At 37.2% G+C, this 17,996-nt stretch carries 16 protein-coding genes and 1 tRNA gene; all 17 read right to left on the reverse strand.

The features are described from left to right. Positions 1 to 428 precede the first annotated feature (428 nt). Complete coding sequence (gene lysS / locus BAU28_RS22455; RefSeq protein WP_002174578.1) at positions 429 to 1,928, reverse strand: lysine--tRNA ligase; 1,500 nt, start codon at positions 1,926 to 1,928, stop codon at positions 429 to 431. A gap of 160 nt (positions 1,929 to 2,088) precedes the next feature. After that, the gene (gene dusB / locus BAU28_RS22460; RefSeq protein ID WP_002174577.1) at positions 2,089 to 3,087 is read right to left on the reverse strand and encodes a tRNA dihydrouridine synthase DusB; all 999 of its coding nucleotides are present in this window, start codon (positions 3,085 to 3,087) and stop codon (positions 2,089 to 2,091) included. 23 nt (positions 3,088 to 3,110) lie between these two features. After that, a complete protein-coding gene (locus BAU28_RS22465) occupies positions 3,111 to 3,314 on the reverse strand; it encodes a helix-turn-helix domain-containing protein (protein ID WP_000387027.1) in 204 nt (67 codons plus the stop codon). Next, positions 3,266 to 3,781, reverse strand: a complete 516-nt coding sequence (gene folK / locus BAU28_RS22470) for a 2-amino-4-hydroxy-6-hydroxymethyldihydropteridine diphosphokinase (protein ID WP_071720054.1) — start codon at positions 3,779 to 3,781, stop codon at positions 3,266 to 3,268. The genes BAU28_RS22465 and folK overlap by 49 nt, the downstream gene beginning before the upstream one ends. After that, a complete protein-coding gene (folB, locus tag BAU28_RS22475; protein WP_002174575.1) occupies positions 3,778 to 4,140 on the reverse strand; it encodes a dihydroneopterin aldolase in 363 nt (120 codons plus the stop codon). Before folB ends, folK begins: the two co-directional genes overlap by 4 nt. Continuing rightward, a complete protein-coding gene (folP, locus tag BAU28_RS22480) occupies positions 4,141 to 5,001 on the reverse strand; it encodes a dihydropteroate synthase (RefSeq protein WP_071720055.1) in 861 nt (286 codons plus the stop codon). It lies immediately after the preceding gene. Next, a complete protein-coding gene (pabC, locus tag BAU28_RS22485) occupies positions 4,976 to 5,848 on the reverse strand; it encodes an aminodeoxychorismate lyase (RefSeq protein WP_071720056.1) in 873 nt (290 codons plus the stop codon). The genes folP and pabC overlap by 26 nt, the downstream gene beginning before the upstream one ends. Continuing rightward, positions 5,842 to 6,429 (reverse strand): aminodeoxychorismate/anthranilate synthase component II, encoded by a 588-nt coding sequence (gene pabA / locus BAU28_RS22490; RefSeq protein ID WP_071720057.1) that lies wholly within the window; start codon positions 6,427 to 6,429, stop codon positions 5,842 to 5,844. Before pabA ends, pabC begins: the two co-directional genes overlap by 7 nt. Positions 6,430 to 6,434: 5 nt before the next feature. Beyond that, positions 6,435 to 7,832 (reverse strand): anthranilate synthase component I, encoded by a 1,398-nt coding sequence (gene trpE / locus BAU28_RS22495; protein WP_002174571.1) that lies wholly within the window; start codon positions 7,830 to 7,832, stop codon positions 6,435 to 6,437. Positions 7,833 to 8,055: 223 nt separating this feature from the next. Continuing rightward, positions 8,056 to 8,979 carry a cysteine synthase A gene (gene cysK / locus BAU28_RS22500; RefSeq protein ID WP_071720058.1) on the reverse strand — a complete coding sequence of 308 codons (924 nt, stop codon included), beginning with the start codon at positions 8,977 to 8,979 and terminating at the stop codon, positions 8,056 to 8,058. 117 nt (positions 8,980 to 9,096) lie between these two features. Further along, positions 9,097 to 9,972: a redox-regulated molecular chaperone HslO gene (hslO, locus tag BAU28_RS22505; RefSeq protein ID WP_071720059.1), complete on the reverse strand. Its 876-nt coding sequence runs from the start codon at positions 9,970 to 9,972 to the stop codon at positions 9,097 to 9,099. 6 nt (positions 9,973 to 9,978) lie between these two features. Beyond that, positions 9,979 to 10,767, reverse strand: a complete 789-nt coding sequence (locus tag BAU28_RS22510; RefSeq protein ID WP_002144522.1) for a type III pantothenate kinase — start codon at positions 10,765 to 10,767, stop codon at positions 9,979 to 9,981. Positions 10,768 to 10,991: 224 nt separating this feature from the next. Continuing rightward, entirely contained in the window at positions 10,992 to 12,893 is a 1,902-nt protein-coding gene (gene ftsH, locus BAU28_RS22515; RefSeq protein ID WP_071720060.1) for an ATP-dependent zinc metalloprotease FtsH, read from the reverse strand. 85 nt (positions 12,894 to 12,978) lie between these two features. Next, positions 12,979 to 13,521 (reverse strand): hypoxanthine phosphoribosyltransferase, encoded by a 543-nt coding sequence (gene hpt / locus BAU28_RS22520; RefSeq protein ID WP_000981837.1) that lies wholly within the window; start codon positions 13,519 to 13,521, stop codon positions 12,979 to 12,981. Next, on the reverse strand, positions 13,518 to 14,948 hold the full coding sequence (tilS, locus tag BAU28_RS22525; protein ID WP_071720061.1) for a tRNA lysidine(34) synthetase TilS: 1,431 nt from the start codon (positions 14,946 to 14,948) through the stop codon (positions 13,518 to 13,520). The genes hpt and tilS overlap by 4 nt, the downstream gene beginning before the upstream one ends. Before the next feature lie 212 nt (positions 14,949 to 15,160). Continuing rightward, the gene (spoIIE, locus tag BAU28_RS22530; RefSeq protein ID WP_025151175.1) at positions 15,161 to 17,632 is read right to left on the reverse strand and encodes a stage II sporulation protein E; all 2,472 of its coding nucleotides are present in this window, start codon (positions 17,630 to 17,632) and stop codon (positions 15,161 to 15,163) included. Between the two features lie 258 nt (positions 17,633 to 17,890). Beyond that, a tRNA-Glu gene (locus BAU28_RS22535) sits at positions 17,891 to 17,962 on the reverse strand. Between the last annotated feature and the right edge of the window lie 34 nt (positions 17,963 to 17,996).

Consider the following 17,996-nt stretch of genomic DNA (forward strand, 5'->3'; position numbering starts at 1 on the left):
TAAAGTTAGTTTGTCTAGCATCTAAAATAAAAATTGACGTTTCACGTTGTTTGTTTCGTTCAGTTTTCAAAGAACTTGTCTGCCGCTCAGAAGCGACTTTATCAATATAACATTTTGTTATATTTTCGTCAACAACTTTTTTTAATAAGTTGTTTTTCATTTGTTTCTTGTGTTGTCTTCCGTGACAACGAATATAAATATACCAGTTTGATTATTAAAATGCAATAGTTTTTCTAATAAAATTTTTAACTTAGTAAAAAACTATAAAAACAGTACATTTCTTCTATATAAATATAGTTTTGTTAATCCATTATCCATTTAATGAGCAATGATCTCATCTTCCTTTCAATAGAAGATTCCCTCACCCCTCGCTAATTATCCTGCCTCCAATAAAGGAATAAAAAAAGCTTTGGAGAAATCTCCAAAGCTTAGTCTTGTTTATGACGCATAGCCGGGAATAACAGTACGTCACGAATAGATGGTGCATTTGTTAATAACATAACTAGACGATCAATACCAATTCCTAACCCACCTGTAGGAGGCATACCGTACTCAAGAGCTTCAATATAATCATCATCCATCATATGTGCTTCATCATTACCTTGTTCACGCTCTTTTAATTGAGCTTCAAAACGTTCTTTTTGATCAATTGGATCGTTTAACTCAGTGAATGCATTTGCATGCTCACGAGCAACAATGAATAATTCGAAACGATCTGTAAATCGTGGATCTTCATCGTTCTTTTTCGCAAGTGGTGAAATCTCTACCGGGTGGCCATAGATAAATGTAGGCTGAATTAATTTATCCTCTACCTTTTGCTCGAAGAATTCGTTAATAATATGACCAACTTCCATTGTATCTTTAATTTCTACACCATGTTCTTTTGCAAGTTCACGCGCTTCTTCTACACTCATTGTATTCCAGAAATCCGCTCCAGAATATTGTTTAATTGCATCTACCATATGAAGGCGTGTCCATTCTGGCTCTAGATTGATTTCTTGATCACCATATTGGATTGTTGTTGTACCTAGTACTTGTTTCGCAATATGAGCAACCATATTTTCTGTTAGTTTCATAATATCTTTATAATCGGCATACGCCTCATATAGTTCAATCATCGTAAACTCAGGGTTATGACGTGTTGATACACCCTCATTACGGAATACACGGCCGATTTCATAAACTTTTTCTAATCCGCCCACAATAAGACGTTTTAAATGAAGTTCAATTGCGATACGCATATATAATTCCATATCTAATGCATTATGATGTGTAGTGAAAGGACGAGCAGACGCTCCACCTGCAATTGCATGCATCATAGGTGTTTCCACTTCAAGATAACCATTATCGTCTAAGTATCTTCTCATCTCACGAATGATTTTACTACGAGTAACGAATGTTTCACGACTTTCCATACTTGTAATTAAATCTAAATAACGTTGACGGTAACGTTGTTCAATATCTTTTAATCCGTGATATTTATCCGGTAATGGACGAAGAGATTTCGTTAATAACGTAAAGCCCGTTGCCTTTACTGAAAGTTCTCCAACATTCGTTTTGAAAACTTTACCTTCAATCCCTACTAAGTCACCTAAATCTGCTGTCTTAAACAATTCATACTCTTCATCCCCAACAGCATCTTTACGAACATAGATTTGAACTTGTCCATGTAAATCTTGAACGTGTGCAAATCCCGCTTTTCCTTTACCGCGTTTTGTCATAATACGACCAGCGATAGAAACAGAGATTTCTTTCTCTTCTAATTCTTCTTTAGAGAACTCTCCATATAAGCTTAATAAGTCGTTTGTTGAATTCGTACGTTCAAAGCGTTTACCGAACGGATCGATCCCTTGTTCACGTAAGTTATGTAACTTTTCACGACGAACAAGCAATTGGTCGTTTAATTCTTCGTGGTTCATGTTATCCATGATATTGATATCACTCCAGCTCTATTTAATTTTACAATATATACAGTATAGCATTTTCTACTCAACTAGAAAAACTGCCAGCAACTAACTGGCAGCTCTTCTTTCTTTCACGTAATTATAGGAAGTGTACAAAAGAATGTCAATCTTCCATGTTCCCTTATTAGCCAACGTAAATTGTTTGTTGTTTCGCTTCTACCTCTTCTACAAATGCACCTAATAAATTCGCAAGGTCTTCACGTGTGTTACACGTATTGATACCATTACGCACGCTCGCATTACCACGAACACCTTTTAAATACCAAGCTGCATGCTTTCTCATCTCTCTTACAGCGATATTTTCGTTCTTTAAATCGATAAGACGATCTAGGTGCAACATACATACATCAATTTTCTCACGCACTGTTGGTTCCGGCATTAATTCGCCTGTCTCTAAATACTTTACCGTACGATAAATCATCCATGGGTCTCCAAGAGCAGCGCGGCCAATCATAACACCGTCTACACCAATTTCATCAAGCATACGCTTTGCATCTTGTGGTGTTTCGACATCACCATTTCCGATAACCGGGATATTTACAGCTTGCTTTACTTGTTTAATAATATCCCAATCTGCTTTCCCTTCATACATTTGCACTCGTGTACGCCCATGGACCGCTACCGCTTGCCCACCAGCACGCTCAACAGCTTTGGCGTTCTCTACTGCAAAAATATGATCTTCATCCCAACCAATACGCATCTTAACTGTAACTGGCTTTTCAACAGCATCTACAACTGCCGCTACCATTTCATATATTTTATTTGGATCTAAAAGCCACTTTGCTCCCGCATCACACTTAGTGATTTTCGGTACTGGGCAACCCATATTAATATCAATAATGTCTGCTGTCGTATATTTATCTACGTATTTCGCAGCATCTACAAGAGTTTCTTTCTCTCCACCAAAAATTTGTAAACTTAATGGTTTTTCTCTCTCATCGATATATAACATATCTAATGTTCTTTTGTTATTAAGTAATATTGCCTTATCACTTACCATTTCAGCACAAACTAAACCTGCACCGAATTCTTTTACTGTCAAACGGAATGCAGAGTTACACACTCCCGCCATCGGTGCTAATACAACCGGATTTTTCATCTCAATATTTGCAATCTTTAACACTCGACTTACTCCTTCCATCATAGTCACTTTGGCATTAGTTCATCTATTGAGACCTTTAATGCTTTAGCAACTTCTACTACAAAATCTTGGGAAGGCGATCGATTCCCTCTCTCAACTTCACCTAAAACAGATACAGATACCCCTAATTCTTTAGCAAAACCTTCTTGCGTATAGCCTTTTAGCTTTCGAAAAGCACGAATGCGTCTTCCCCATTTTTCTGCTTCCATACCGTTACTCCCTCTCGCCTTTTCATTTCTTCTACTTGTGAACGTGAAATGTCTTGTTTTATATCTTGATTAATCTCTAACAACGGAACGATAACAAAAGCTCTTTCAAACATCCGCGGATGCGGAACAATAAGATTCTCTGCTTCAATATTCTCTTGATTATATAGTAAAATGTCAAGGTCGATGGTCCTCGGACCCCACCTAATTTCCCTTTTTCTTCCTAGATTATTCTCTACTTTTTGTGTTACTTTCAATAATTCTTGTGGTGATAAATTGGTAGAAATTTTTATAACTAAATTCAAAAAGCAACTTTGGTCAGTATAGCCAACTGGTTCAGTTTCATATACAGATGAAATATCGTCAACTTGGATATAAGGGCTTTTGTTTAAAAACTGAATCGCTTCAGTTAAATAAGTATAACGCTCTCCAATATTTGAACCTAACGCAATGTACGCTATATTATTCATGAACGTTCTCTCGTAATTTCTACCGCTACAGCACGATAATGCCCCGGTATCGGTGGATCCGGTTTAATAACCTTTATCGTACATCGTGAAATACTCTCATATTGTGCCAATATATCTGTAGCGATATTTTCAGCGATACTCTCCACAAGCTTATACGTTCTATCTTCAACAACTTTCCTACATAATTCGAAAAGCTCTCCATAATTGACAGAATGCTCTAAGTCATCACTTTCTCCCGCACGCTTTAAATCCAATTCCACCGTTAAGTCCACTTTAAATCTCTGACCTAGCTTATTTTCTTCCGGGAATACACCATGATAACCGTAAAACTCCATATCATGGACATAAATTTTATCCAATTACTTTCCCCCCTTACCAATCATCGCATCCATCATCTTAGCCATACGCGCCATTTCTTTTACATCGTGAACACGAACAAACTCACAACCTTTTTCAATACCAAGGCAAACGGTAGCACCCGTTCCTTCAAGTCGTTCCTCCACCGGTAAATCTAATACATGTCCAATAAAGGATTTTCTTGAAGTACCTAATAGAACCGGATAACCTAGTACGTTTAACTGCTCTAAATGGCGCATCGCTTCTAAATTCTGTTCAGGTGTTTTTGCAAAACCAATACCTGGGTCTAAAATAATGTTCTCATCTCGCACACCAGCATCTTTAGCAATTTTAATACTCTCATGCAAATCAGCAATCATATCAGCCATTAAGTTACGATAATTCATATTATCGCGATTATGCATTAAGATAATAGGCACATCATAATAGGCTGCAACTTCAGCAATCTTCGGTTCTGCCTTCGCTCCCCAAATATCATTAATAATATGAGCACCAGCTTCAATCGCTTGTTTCGCAACCTCAGCTTTATACGTATCAATAGAAATAGGCAACTTCACTTCTTTTGAAACTGCCTGAATCATCGGAACAACTCGCTTTATTTCTTCTTCTACTGAAACTTTAGCGAAACCCGGGCGAGTAGATTCGCCGCCGATATCAATAATATGAGCACCTTCGTTTTTCATTTCTTTCGCATGGCGCACCGCGGCATCTACTTCGTTGTAACTCCCACCATCAGAAAATGAATCTGGCGTTACATTTAAAATTCCCATAATTAATGTCTTTTCATTTAAATTCAATGTATATTCGCCGCAGCGCAAATCATAATCCCACTTCAAACTACACATCTCCTCTTCGCAATTCATTTCTGCTCCACAATTGCTCTCTCTGCATTTCATAAAGATCCATAAATCTTTTTGTAACCATCCCCACTTTACCCGGGAAATCTTCCCCCTCTATATGACAAAGAGGGACAATCTCTTGAATGGAGTTTGTTACGAATACTTCATCCGCTGAAAGCAATTCATCTTTTGTAAAGAAACCTTCCTTTACTTCTATACCCAGCTCTTCAGCAACCTTTATAATAAACGCACGAGTGATTCCGTTTAAAATCCCTGTTTCTAATGAAGGAGTATACAAAGTATCTCCTTTAACAAAAAAGAGATTCGAAACAATCCCCTCTGCAACATAACCTGTTTCTGTAAGGAAAATACCTTCCTTATTCACAACATTTCCAATTTCTCGTTTCCCTAAAATATTATTTAAATAATGATGGGACTTCAAGCGAAATGCACCCTCTGGTGTATTTCGCACTTGCTTTAAAACAACCCCTTCTTTTTCCACTACATCCCCCGGGGCTGCTAAAGGTTTTATAAAAACAATAACAGATGGCTCTTCATACATTTCTGTTTGCAATCCTATTTCGTCTATACCCGCCGATACATTAAAGCGCACATACGCATGCTTTAATCCATTCTTAACGAGTAGATTCTTCAAAATAAGCATTACGTCATCTTTTGTCATTGTCCATTTAATTTGCAATGTATCCAGCGCATCCATTAAACGTTCATAATGATCATCCAGCAAAAAGGGGTGACCATTATAAATACGAAACGTCTCAAAAACTCCAAGTCCATATAAATAACCATGGTCATAAGGAGAAATTTTCGCTTTACTCGCTTCTACATACGCACCATTTACGTAAATTAACATGATGTCACACTTGGACTATATTTACGGATGAAATTCTGTAACAGCTCTTTCCCATGAGAAGTCATAATAGATTCCGGATGGAACTGCACACCTTCAATCGGCAATGCTTTATGACGAAGCGCCATAATTTCTCCTTCTTCCGTCCAAGATGTTATCTCTAAACAATTAGGCAACGTCTCTTTTTTAACGATAAGAGAGTGATAACGTGTCGCGGCAAATGGATTTGGGATATCAGAAAAAATCGTCTGTCCATCATGATACATTAAAGAAGTTTTGCCGTGCATTAAACGTTCTGCCCTGACAACATCTCCTCCAAATACTTGCGCAATTGATTGATGCCCAAGACAAACTCCGAAAATCGGAATTTTACCTGCGAAGTATTTAATAACATCCATGCTAATCCCTGCCTCATTAGGGCTACATGGACCTGGCGAAATCATTAAAAAATCCGGTTTCATATTCTCAATATCTGAAATAGTCACTTCATCATTACGCTTAATAACAAGCTCTTGTCCAAGTTCCCCAAGAAACTGCACTAAATTAAATGTAAAAGAATCATAATTATCAATCATTAATATCATTTCTCTCACCTAACCGTTTCTTCGCTACTTTCTTTTGCACGCCATAAAGCGATTGCTTTTTTTAACGACTCTTTATATTCGTTTTTAGGATTTGAATCAATTACAATTCCCGCTCCCGCTTGAACATGTGCTTGTCCATCTTTGGCAAGCAATGTTCGTATTACAATATTCAATTCCGTATCTCCAGAATATCCAATCCAACCAATTGAACCTGTATAAATCCCTCGGCGAACAGGTTCTAATTCTTCAATAATTTCCATCGTACGTATTTTCGGGGCACCAGTAATTGTCCCACCAGGAAATACAGCCTTCACCAAATCGAAAGCATCTTTATCTTCTTCCACCTCACCACGCACATTAGAAACAATATGCATAACGTGTGAGTATTTTTCAATTACCATAAATTCATCTACTTCAACAGTGCCATATTTACAAACCCGACCCAAATCATTTCGTTCCAAATCCACAAGCATCACGTGCTCTGCTCTTTCCTTTTCGTTTTCAATTAATTCTTTCGCCAATTCTTCATCCTCTTGCTCACTTGCCCCTCGAGAACGCGTACCAGCAATTGGCCTCGTACTTACTTCTTTTCCTTGCTTTTTAATTAGTAATTCAGGCGAACCACTAACAATTTGAAAATCTCCAAGCTCCAAGTAACCCATATATGGAGATGGATTAATTTCACGAAGACTTGTATAGATTTCTAGCGGATGTGTGTGTAACGTCCGTTCTTGTCGTGTCGACAAGTTTACTTGGAACACGTCACCTGCCCCAATATATTCTTGAATACGTTCAACAGCCTTCATAAAGCCTTCTTCTGTAAAAGCAACTGCTTCATTTTTCTCTTCAGGACATTTAAATGACATAGTCACTTCAGATGCTTCTTTCATCCAAAGATCCTTCCATTCATTTAATCGTTCTTCTGCCTCTTTATGCTCATCTACATAATGCGTAATAATCCATAATACTTTTTCTTTTTGATCATATACAAACACGTCATCAAACAATAAAAAGAATATATCAGGTATATTAATGTCATCCTCTGCAAGAGTAGGTAACTTTTCAATATAACGGATACAATCATAACTAAAGTATCCAATTGCACCACCTTGAAAAGGTGGATACTTCGGATTATAATCCGTTTTCCATTTCTCCATATATTCTTGCATTAAATCTAATGGATTCCCATGTTCTATTGTTTCCTTACCACTTTCACTTATATGTAACGTCTCATTCTTCCCTTGAATTACTGCTACTGGGTCCAGCCCAACAATGTTATAACGACCACCACGTCCACTTTCTAACAAAATATGTTGCGGCTTATCTTGGGAAAGAAATTTATATTGCTTAAAGAAATCTAACTGATATGGAATAGAAAGCGCTAAAGATTTTCTTCGTTGCATATCAACACCCCGTCTTCTTTTATCCCACCCTCTTAAGCTAACCAGCTCAAACTACATAAAGTTATTTACATAGAGAATGATTACACTCGAGGGCTAGTGAAAATAAATTAATTATACTACTTCTTATTTTACATGAAGTTTTCTAGTCATTCACTCTTTTCCTTTTTCCAATCAAAAAAGAAAAAGCATCCTTTTTCAAGGATGCTTTTTAAATCGCATTCAATTATGATTCAAATTGATAAAGTGGTGTACTTAAATAACGTTCACCGTTACTTGGGATAATAACAAGTACCTTTTTCCCTTTACCTAATTTCTTCGCAACTTCTGTCGCTGCATAAATGACTGCTCCTGAAGAGATACCAACTAAAATACCTTCTTCTTTAGCTACTCTTCTCGCATATTCAAACGCTTGCTCTGTTTTCACTTGAATAATTTCATCATATACTTCTACATCCAATGTCTCCGGAACAAATCCTGCTCCAATTCCTTGGATCTTATGTGGCCCCGGCTTTCCACCAGATAATACTGGTGAATCCGCAGGTTCTACCGCATAAATTTTAATATCTTCATACGCTTCTTTCAGCACTTCACCGGCACCTGTAATTGTCCCACCTGTGCCAATACCTGCGATAAACGCATCTAATTGATCACCCATTTGTTCAACAATTTCTGGACCCGTCGTTAAACGATGGATTTCCGGATTCGCTTGGTTTTGGAATTGTTGCGGTATAAAGTAACCATGTTCTTTCGCTAATTCAGTCGCTTTACGAATCGCTCCGCCCATCCCTTCAGGGCCTGGAGTCAATACTAATTCCGCACCATAAGCACGTAATAAATTACGACGCTCGATACTCATTGTTTCTGGCATTACTAAAATCGCCTTATATCCTTTAGCAGCCGCTACCATCGCTAAACCAATACCCGTGTTACCACTTGTCGGTTCAATGATTGTATCGCCTTCTTTTAATAATCCTTTCTTTTCAGCATCTTCGATCATAGCTAACGCAATACGATCTTTAACACTGCTACCCGGATTCATAAATTCTAATTTCAAGTATACATCTGCGCTATCTGATTCTACGATGCGGTTCAACTTAACGATCGGCGTTTTCCCGATTAATTCTGAAACTGATTGTGCCACTCGCATTCCTGTCACTCCTAACACCGAGTATTTTTATTGGTTTTATTTATATTTAGATTTTGTCAGAAAATTTCCTTTTTGTCAATCCATTTGGATGAACGATTCTATGCTTTAACTCCCTTATTACAGGCTCTCAATTAAGTTTGTAATATCTTCTTTAGCGAATTTATATCGTTCATTACAGAAGTGACAATGAACTTCCGTCTCTTCTTCTTCTGCACGAATTTGCTCTAACTCTGCTTTACCTAAACTAATTAGTACACTTTCAATACGCTCGCGTGAACATGTACAATTAAATTGAACATCCATTGTTTCTAGCACTTTCACTTTATCTTCTCCAAGCACTTTATATAGTAGCTCTTCTGGAGAAAGCCCTTGTTCAATCAATGTTGATACAGGAGGAATTTTTTGCAAACGCTCTTCAATAAATGAAATTGTTTCTTCCTGTGCACCTGGCATAATTTGAAGAATGAATCCACCCGCCGCCAATATGCTATCGTCCCCATTTACGAGAACACCGACACCTACAGAAGAAGGTGTCTGCTCAGAAACTGCGAAATAATATGTGAAATCTTCCCCTAGTTCTCCTGAAACAATTGGAGATTGACCGATAAACGGTTCACGCATACCGATATCTTTAATTACCGTTACAAATCCTTCTGTACCTACCGCTTGATATACACGTAATTTCCCTTGTTCAGTCCCTTCAAAATCAACATGTGGATTCGTTACATAACCACGTACATCCCCATTTGCATGAGCATCGACTAAGATCGGACCAATTGGACCGTTACCCTCTACTTTAATCGTTAACTTCTGTTCGCCTTTTAACATGGCACCCATCATTGTGCCCGCAGTTAACGAACGGCCAAGTACCGCTGAAGCTGTTCTCCATGTATCATGACGTTTTTGCGCCTCACTTACTGTGTTTGTTGTACGTACACTATACGCACGTACTTCTCCATCAAACGCTAACGCTTTTACTAAATAATCTTTCATACTTATTTATTCACCCTTCTCATGCTGTAAATTTGCATTACGTTCATATAACATATACAAACCTTTTAACGTTAAAAATGGATCTACAATATCAATTACATTTGATTCTTCTGAAATTAATTTCGCTAACCCACCTGTTGCAATAACTTTCGGTTCTTGTTTAGCTTCTTCTTTCATACGCTTAACAATACCTTCCACTTGTCCAACGTACCCATAAAGAATACCTGATTGCATTGCACTTACTGTATTCTTCCCAATAACACTACTCGGTTTTGTAATTTCAATACGAGGAAGCTTTGCTGCTCTGCTATATAACGCCTCTGCCGAGATCATAATTCCCGGTGTAATAACGCCACCCATATAATGTTTCTCTTCGTTAATATAACAATATGTAGTAGCCGTACCAAAATCAACAATGATAAGAGGACTTCCATACAAATGGATACCTGCTACTGCATTTACAATTCGGTCCGCGCCTACTTCACGTGGATTTTCATATTTAATATTCAAGCCAGTTTTTATCCCAGGCCCCACTACAAGCGGTTTAATTTTAAAATACTTTTCGCACATACGCTCTAAAGCGAACATAATTGGCGGTACGACTGAAGATACGATAATACCTTTCACATCTTCAAAAGAAAGACCTTCATGCTCAAGTAACTGCTTTACAAGCATCCCATACTCATCTTCTGTTTTATGACGATCTGTTTCCATGCGCCAATGCTGGCGAAGTTTCCCCTCTTCAAATACACCTAGCACCGCATTTGTGTTCCCTACATCCAATACAAAAATCATATTCTCACCACTTATCTTATTTAATCTATATTTGTGCAGTATGTATAAAACTTATAAAAACATCATATCACACATACTTATATATTCAGCTTTTCTATCCTCATCATTTTACAAAAAGATCACTCTCTATTTCAATTTTTAATACGAGTTTTATTTAAATTCTTTTGCCACTTAAATTTATTCCACAAACAAAAAAGGAGTGACTATCGTCACTCCTTCATCTCTTACTTATCTTCTGTATCTTCATCGTCTTTCTTCATATTGATGTTTACTTTCACATCATCTGAAGATGTTGGACGCTCAGGTAATCTGCCATAATCATATAAATGATTAATTTGCTCTGCATCTAATGTTTCTACTTCAAGTAACGTTTTCGCAATAATATCTAGCTTATCACGCTTTTCAGTAAGAATTTGTTTCGCACGAGCATAACAGTCTTTCATAATAGTTTGCATTTCCACATCGATTTCATGTGCAATTGCATCACTGTAGTTTTGCTCTGAATGGAAGTCTCTTCCTAAGAACACCTGACCACCTTGCGAGCTACCGAATTGCATCGGCCCAAGCTTATCACTCATACCGAATTCTGTAACCATACGTCTTGCAATACCAGTCGCACGTTGGAAGTCATTGTGAGCACCTGTACTCACTTCACCAAATACAATCTCCTCAGCTACTCGACCACCAAGTAAACCAGTGATTTTATCAAGTAACTCTGGTTTTGTCATGAAGTAACGATCTTCTTTCGGAAGCATTACCGCATATCCACCAGCTTGACCACGAGGGACAATTGTTACTTTATGAACGATATCTGCTTCATCCAGGACAACACCAATTACAGTATGGCCAGCCTCATGGAATGCAACGATATTACGTTCTTTTTCAGAGATAACACGACTTTTCTTAGCTGGACCTGCAATAACACGATCCGTTGCTTCATCGATGTCACTCATATCAATTTTCTTCTTATCTTGACGCGCAGCTACTAAAGCAGCTTCGTTTAATAAGTTTTCAAGATCGGCACCAGAGAATCCTGGTGTACGAGTTGCAATCGCTCTTAAGTTGACGTTCTCATCAAGCGGTTTATTACGAGCGTGTACTTTAAGTACAGCTTCACGACCATTTACATCTGGACGATCTACTGTAATTTGACGGTCAAAACGACCTGGACGTAATAACGCTGGATCAAGAATATCAGGACGGTTTGTCGCAGCGATGATAATAATACCTTCGTTTGCACCGAATCCATCCATTTCAACAAGCAATTGGTTCAACGTTTGTTCACGCTCATCATGACCACCGCCAAGACCCGCGCCACGTTGACGTCCTACTGCATCAATTTCATCAATGAAAATGATACAAGGAGCATTTTTCTTTGCATTTTCAAATAAATCACGTACACGGGATGCACCGACACCGACGAACATCTCTACGAAGTCAGAACCACTAATAGAGAAGAACGGAACGCCTGCTTCACCTGCAACGGCACGTGCTAATAAAGTTTTACCTGTACCTGGAGGTCCCACTAATAGAACACCCTTTGGAATACGGGCACCAACTTCAGCGAACTTACGAGGGTCTTTCAAGAATTCAACTACCTCAACAAGTTCTTGTTTCTCTTCATCCGCTCCAGCAACATCTCTGAAACGAATTTTTTTCTTTTCATCATTGTATAGCTTCGCCTTACTTTTCCCGAAGTTCATAACACGGCTACCGCCGCCCTGAGCCTGGTTTAATAAGAAGAAGAATAAAATGAAGATAATGACAAACGGAATGATAGAAGTGAAGAACGTTACCCAAGCACTTGTTTCTTCTGCTGGTTGATACTTAACTTCAGCCCCTTGCGCCTTATCATTAATTTTCTTTTGTAATTCCTCAGTATTTGGTGCATAAGTAACAAATTGTTCTCCTTGGTTAGAAGTATTGAATTGTCCTTTTACTTCAAACACACCATTTTTCGGTTGAAGCTGCACATTACGCACTTCACCTTTTTCAAGTTTAGTAATGAATTTATCGTAGCTAACTGATGTCGTTTTTTGCGTCGAACCATTAAAATAGCTCACGATTCCAATTACTACTAAGAATATCAGTAAATAAAAGATGGTATTACGGAAGATACGATTCATTCCTAACCTCCTCTCACGGCATAAACACTATAGTAAATCGTAACATAGAAAAACTTTCCTATACAATTGTAACGCCTGTATTTAATTAATTTGAGTAAACACTTGGTTTTAATACTCCTACATAAGGAAGATTACGGTATTGCTCTTTATAATCTAATCCATATCCTACAACAAATTCATGAGGAACAGTAAATCCAACATAATCTGCTTTCAGATCAACCTTACGGCCTGTTGGCTTATCTAATAACGTAACAATTTTTACAGATTTCGCTTTACGATATTTAAATAGGTCCACTAAATAGCTTAGCGTAAGACCGCTATCAATAATATCTTCAACGATTAAAATATCGCGACCTTCTACAGAAGTATCAAGGTCTTTTAAGATTTTTACTTCGCCTGTCGAAACTGTAGAGTGGCCATAGCTAGATACAGCCATAAAATCCATTTCAAGATATGTATCTGTTCTCTTTAATAAATCTGCCATAAATGGCATTGCGCCCTTTAGTACACCAATTGCAAGAGGTACTGTATTTTTGTAATCCTCTGCAATAATCGCACCTAGTTCGTGCACCTTTTCCTGTATTTGTTCTTCAGAAATTAATACTTTTTCGATATCTTGATTCATCATTTCATTATCCTCCCGGAAGACTCCTTGCTTTTGTAGTGAATAATCATATATTTATCCCTCTTTGCTATCTCTTTCGAAGTAGCAAATGCAGATCGTTTCAACAAGGGTACCCAAATAATATTTCCACTTGCGTCACAAACGATCGGCCACTCTTCTCTTTTTTCTTTAGGTACTTTCGCTTCGATAAAAATAGCTTTTATCTTTTTTGTACCATCCATACCTTGTATTGACATGCGATCTCCATTTTCCCTAGAACGGATACGAAGTGGATACGATATATCATTATACTTAGCAACAAATACTGTTTCATTCATGCTACTTGGTATATCTTCGCTCACCTCTGTTACAAGTTTATCCCCATTCGGCAATGTAATTGTCCCAGGCACTGATAAATCTTGCAAAAAAGGAGAAACAATTTCTTGTTTAAATCCAAAGCTACATTCTTCGTATGTGCGAACAATTTTCAAACCACCTGGAAAATCAAGTGAACCTGAAGGTTGTGTCCGCTTAAAAAATTCAATCACCTTGTCAATATGTATAGAAGAAAGCGAAGATGGAATCTTATATTCATAAAGATAGTTTAATATTAGTTGAATCCCTCTCCTTTGTAAAGGCATAGACATGGATTCAAAGGCAGGAATTGATAAGCTAATTTGTTTATCGCTTTTTTTTGTAATTACTTTATTCATCTTCTCAAAAGCTAATTCCTGCAAATATGCCTCATCCTCTTGCATCTGCACGCTAAATTTTTGAAATTTCTCATGCATTTGTGGATTTTCCTCTTTCAAATAAGGAAGGACATATTTACGTAATCGATTCCTTGTATATACTTCCTTTTTATTACTCGGATCTATACGTGGGATTACTTTTAGCTTATTACAGTAATCAACAATTTCTTCCTTAGTTACTCCAAGTAACGGCCTAATTAAATATCCATTATGAAAAGGACGCTTCACTGCAATTCCTGCGTACCCTTTCGGAGTACTTCCTCGTACAAGGCGCATTAAAATCGTCTCTACTTGATCATCTCCATGATGGCCAAGAGCTACATATCTCGCATCATATTTCTTCATTATTCTTTCCAAAAATGCATATCTGCATTCTCTAGCAGCAACTTGTGCATTCATTCCATATTGCTGTTGATATTGCGACACATTAACCCTTATCGTTTCGCAAATAATTCCTAACTCTTTGCAAAGATTACGTACAAACTGTAGGTCCTCATGAGATTCATCACCTCTAAACATGTGATCCACATGGGCTACTACAATTTCGAGCTGCTTTTCTGCTCTTTTTTCTAACAAATAATATAGAAGAGCCAAAGAGTCAGGGCCACCAGAAACCCCTACAACAATTGTTGAATGTTCCTTTAATACATCATGCCGCTTTACAAAGTCATCTACTTTTTCAACAAATGTATCTTTCAACTTCGCAATCACCTTTCATTAAACAAGAACAGCAACATTAGTTACCTTGTATATAATGGTACAACTTTTACAAACATTGTGCAAAAAAAAGATGTACAAAATTCACATTTTTATCTTACATCCCCTCTGTATATTCACAAAAGTAATAACATTACCTTTTTTAATCAAAAAGACCTAGGCATTTACCTAGGTCTTTTCAGTAATAATTTAATTTATTGCGCCTGCATTCCTACTATCGGAATCGTGGCCCACTTCGGCATATTTTTCTTTACCTTTGCCACCACAATAGTCATATCATCATTTATATAACCATCGCCAGACCTAATTACTTCTTCCATGATGATATCAGCAATTTCTTGTGGATCTTCTGTTTGTAGTTCTTTAATTTTACGTTTTATCCATAATTCGTGATTCTCCACATGTTGCGCTCCCTCAAAAATACCATCGCTCATCATGATAAGAATATCTCCCGTTTTTAATTGTTCACCAACCACATCAACTTCAACATCTTCAATGATTCCAATCGGTAAATTACTTGCTTCAATTTTCAAAATATTATTTCCGCGTTTAACAAAACTCGGCGTCGATCCAACCTTTAAAAACTTCGCACTCGCATCCCGTAAATCTACCATAGCTAAGTCAAGTGTTGTATACATCTCCTCTGTCGTTCTTAAAGAAAGAATTGAATTGATGGACTTAATCGCTATTTCTTCATCAATACCTGATTGAAGTATCTTTTGTAATAATTTTACCGTTTCCTTACTCTCCATATGAGCCCTTTGCCCATTTCCCATACCATCACTAATCGCAAGTGCATATTTACCAACACTTAAATCCATCATCGCATAGGAATCACCTGAAACAAATCCACCACCTTTTGCAGCTGTGGCCAATCCTGTATCAAGAGAATACGTCTTCGCTGAACCAAATGATATTAAACTATGACCATTTGGATAAGAGGATTTCTCTTCATGCTTAACGACAATATTTTCTTTTAAAATATCTGAAAGCATCGGCGCAACCAACTTCTCACATTCTCCATGCTCATTAGATGCAGCTGGAATCAACATTTCAATATCAATACTTCCTCTATCTAAACAATAAATATCAACATGCTCCACTTCGACGCCGAAATCGCGAAATGCTTGCAAAATCTGTTCTTCTTGCACTTGGTGGTTTTCTCGTTCTCGTTGTATCTCCTTAGCGAAATCTTCCATTACTTTTGATACACCTAGTAATTGCTCCGCTACAATTCTACGATTTTCTTTCATTTGTTTGCGTAATTTCTGTCCCTCATAGAAGTGATCTAATTCACCCGCTACTAAATCTGTCACTTTCTTCCCTCTCACACAATGCTTGTCCCATTCGCGAACTAACTTCCGATTATGTTGCAACGTTCCTTCTTCCGTTTCGCTCATTATTTGTTTCATATAATCGTACGTTTTATCGAAATTAACTACCCAGCATTGATCTTTTTTAAAGCATGTTTGGCATGTTTTCGCAGTAATTGTACTTAAAAATAAATCCGCTTCTGTTTCTTTATCTTCCTCTTCCACATATCCATATACAGAAAAGCTATTAGACAAAGCAGCAAATACATTAGCAAATTGATTGATTTTGTTCGCCGTAACATCGCGCATCCTTCTTAAATATTGTTGTTGATCTTGTGAATGCTCCTGTGTACCCGGCATAAATTTAGCAATACGATCCATAACAAGTTTCGGTGTTAATAAGAAGAAAACAATCGCCACACCAGATTCAATTAAAGTTGTTACAATACTTGTTTGCTTGTCTACATATAACGTAATTAAACTTGTACCAATTAATAAACCTAAACTAACTCCTATACGTTTCCCTTCTTTTAACAATCCACCAAGCAATCCTGAAAAGGCAAGGAGACTAAGTTGAGACAAGCTAGACACATTCGCTAAACTTAATATTAATCCAGTAACGACTCCCACTGTGGATCCTGTAGCCGCACCGGCAATAAAGGCAAATACTAATACTAAATATCTAGTGAAAATATGTTGAATAGAAGCATCATAAACAAACCAATCTGTTGTACCCGTTAAAACAGATGCTAGTAATATAATTAAACAAACAATTTCTTCTGTTTCTAACGCTTGTTGTTTCCCTTTCCTTTCCACTAAAAGCGGAACACTTTGTAAAAATATCATCGTTAATACGAAGCTAAGCCCTGCTTCAATCGTACTAACGAGCAAATCATACATGGTGACAGTTTGCTGTGCAAAATATACAACAACTAAATGTGCGGTTAATGCGGAGATAAATACTTGGAATGGTACAAGTCCAACAGTTTTACGTGTAAACCGACTAAAGAAGATATTATAAATAAAGAACGTAAAAATAGATGCAAAAGTAAAAAATAAATTATCTATCGAAACTGAAAGTGCCCCACCCATGAGAGCTAAGAACGCGAGCGGCATTTTATCTCGCTTCATAACATAAACAGCAGCAAAAAACGGCAATGCAAACGGTAAAATGTTTGTTAATATATATGCTCGTCCCAAAAGAAAACCAATAACAACAATAATGAACCCCCATCTAAAGAAAACTTGTTCAAACTTCATTCGCAACTTACTCGTCCACTTTATTGTTCCAAGCTGACTTTCATTCATCGCCAATGCACTTGTATTCATAGTATTCCTTCCTGCTTTAGGCATATTTTTAACACCACCTGCATAGTTTAATTACTGTCATTATAAAAGATGATTATTGGGATTTTTGTCAAAACAACAGTTCTAACTTTTATAATCGTTCGACTTTTTATTCGAAATAACTCTACATATATACATGGTATTTAATTTATTTAAAGATAATTAAAAGAATGTTCAGAAAATATAGGGCGATTTTGTAGAAGTATTGTATGTCTGAATTTATTTAACAAAAAAAGATCATGCAATTCGCATGATCTTTTTAGATGACCCGTACGGGATTCGAACCCGTGTTACCGCCGTGAAAGGGCGGTGTCTTAACCACTTGACCAACGGGCCGTTAAATTAAATATAGCGGCGGAGGGGATCGAAC

The sequence above is a fragment of the Bacillus paramycoides genome (genome assembly GCF_001884235.1).
Lineage (GTDB): Bacteria > Bacillota > Bacilli > Bacillales > Bacillaceae_G > Bacillus_A > Bacillus_A paramycoides.